2 protein-coding genes and 1 pseudogene are annotated in these 2,463 nt (G+C 56.8%); all 3 read left to right on the forward strand.

What is annotated here, in order from left to right; genetic code table 11:
* Nucleotides 1-168 precede the first annotated feature (168 nt).
* A complete protein-coding gene (locus JX325_RS15350) occupies nucleotides 169-1,131 on the forward strand; it encodes an S-layer homology domain-containing protein (RefSeq protein WP_204791933.1) in 963 nt (320 codons plus the stop codon).
* 306 nt (nucleotides 1,132-1,437) lie between these two features.
* On the forward strand, nucleotides 1,438-1,731 hold the full coding sequence (locus JX325_RS15355; RefSeq protein WP_204791934.1) for a DUF3847 domain-containing protein: 294 nt from the start codon (nucleotides 1,438-1,440) through the stop codon (nucleotides 1,729-1,731).
* Nucleotides 1,732-2,423: pseudogene (locus JX325_RS15360) on the forward strand (MobA/MobL family protein); the annotation flags it as partial. It abuts the gene before it with no gap.
* Nucleotides 2,424-2,463 lie beyond the last annotated feature (40 nt).

Consider the following 2,463-nt stretch of genomic DNA (forward strand, 5'->3'; position numbering starts at 1 on the left):
CTGCACAAGCTGTTTGCACCATTGCTGCTTTCATCACTTTACTCAAGCGGTTTTAGCCTATTGGTACAGCTTCTGAAGCGATTTACTGCCAGGATTGAGTTGCAGCCCTCCGAAACAATCCTAACGCCGTCCTGTGTTACGGAAGAACCTACAGTTCCGTTCAGGGTTATGGACAGCGGCGGAAACATCCGGGAGATTCCCACAAAAACAGAGGATTTGACCGCCTCTAAGAATCCGGACACCCCCGACCAGACATCGCAAGGCGGTACGTCAGGCAATACTTCTGGTTCTGGCGGAGAGAACATCAGCACATATGCTGTCACAGTGGAGAAGTCAGAACACGGCAAAGTGACATCTAACCGCTCCAACGCCAGCGGTAACAGCGCCGTTACCCTGACCGTCACTCCGGACAGCGGCTATGTGCTGGACACCCTGACCGTCACCGACAGCCGGGGAAACAAGATCAGACTGGCGGCCCAGGGCGGCGGGAAGTACATCTTCACCATGCCCAGCAGCGCCGTGACCGTGAAAGCCACATTTGCCCCATTGCCGGACGATACGCAAAAGCCCTGTGACGGCGGCGTGGATTGCCCCTCTCGCAATTTCACCGACCTGGGGAGTGTGGGGACGTGGTATCACGAGGCCGTGGACTATGTTCTGCGGAATGGTTTGATGGGCGGCTACGGCAACGGCTTGTTCGGGCCGGACAATCACCTGTCCCGTGCCCAGCTTGCACAGATTCTCTACAACAGGGGGGGCAAATCCGCCGTGACGGGTGGCAACACCTTTACCGATGTGGCCCCCGGTACATGGTACGCCCCGGCAATCACCTGGGCTGCGGAGCGTGGAATCGTAGGCGGCTACGGCAACGGAACCTTCGGCCCCAGTGACAACATCACTCGTGAACAGTTGGCCGTTATGCTCTGGCGATACTCCGGCAGTCCTGCCGCCACCCAAAAGGAGTTGCATTTCAACGACGCGGACGAGATTAGCGGTTACGCTCTGGAGGCCCTGTGCTGGGCCGTGGAGAACGGCATTTTGAACGGCTACGGAGACGGGCGGCTTGGCCCCCAGGGGCAGACCACTCGCGCACAGGTGGCGCAGATGTTGCTGAATTACCTGGAACGCTGACAGTAGAAGGACCCTAAGGGCGCACGATACATGGTCTGCGACCATGTATCGTGCGCTCTGCGAGGCGGCGTGCCTGACATCCGAATGTCAGGCACGTTTGCGTCGCTCCACGGCCTACAAGGGGCTGCCACCCCTTGCGCCGCTTCGCGGCTATTCCTGCACTTTCGTGGGGAAGGTTCATCCGTTTTGCATCTGCACCTTCCCCATGAGGCCAAAACCGAACACTGTACCCCTGACCGTTTACCGGACACACTCGGTAAGCGGTCTTTTTATGTTCAAAATTCAAAATCGAAGGAGATAAACATCATGAAAAAATCACGAGAGCAGTTGGAGAAAGAACGGGACGAGGCCATTGCCAAACGGAAGCAGTACCGGTACAAATGCCAGCGTTTGGAGAACCGTGTCCGCTACTACACCGAGGGCGAGCGGAAGAAACGAAACCACAGGCTTATCGTCCGTGGGGCCGACGTGGAAAGCGTTGCCCTGGAAGTGCGCGGCATGAGCCAAGCAGCTTTCCGAAAGCTGGCAGAGCAAATCTTTTCCCTGCCGGAAGTTTCTGCTCTGGCCAGGCGCATGATTGACCAGCAGGAGGGCGGATAATTGGCCTTGTTTCATCTCCACGTCACCCAGGTCCGGCGGAGCGAGGGACAGTCCGTCATTGCCTTCGCCGCTTACTGGGCTGGGAGAAACTTTACAGTGAATACTACGGCGAGGTCAGCGACTACACCCATAAGGGCGGCGTGGTCTGCATCGGCATTTTCCTGCCGCCCCAGGCCCCCGCCGAGTACTAAGACCGCGCTACCCTCCGGAATGCCGTAGAGAAGGCCGAGCGCGGCAAGAAAGCCCAGCTCGCATACAGCTTTGACATTGCCTTGCAGAACGAATTTTCTTTGGAAAAAACATCGTTCTTGCAAGGCAATTTGTTTCGGAGCAGCTTGTATGCCGTGGCATGATTGCCGACTTTGCCATCCACCTGCCAGACAAGGAAGACGGCGGTATTCCGAACCCACACTTTCATGTTCTCTGTCCTATCCGGCCCATTGAGGAAAGCGGCAAATGGGGCTGTAAGCAGCGCCGCCGCTACCGTCTGGACGAGGACGGAAACCGTATCATGGGCGAGGACGGCAAGGCCCTCTTTGACGCTGTTCCCACCACCGACTGGGGAAGCCCGGAAAATGCTGGGCGATCTTCGGAGGAAAATTGCCAGCCTGACCGACTGGATTAAGGCCATAAAGAACGAGTTGAGTAAGCCTCAGGCCCCCGATCTGGCTGATTTGCTAGGTAGTGTTCACATAAGTGTGTCAACAATAAGTGCAAAATAAACAAAGGCCA

Source organism: Oscillibacter sp. CU971, assembly GCF_905219725.1.
GTDB lineage: Bacteria > Bacillota > Clostridia > Oscillospirales > Oscillospiraceae > Oscillibacter.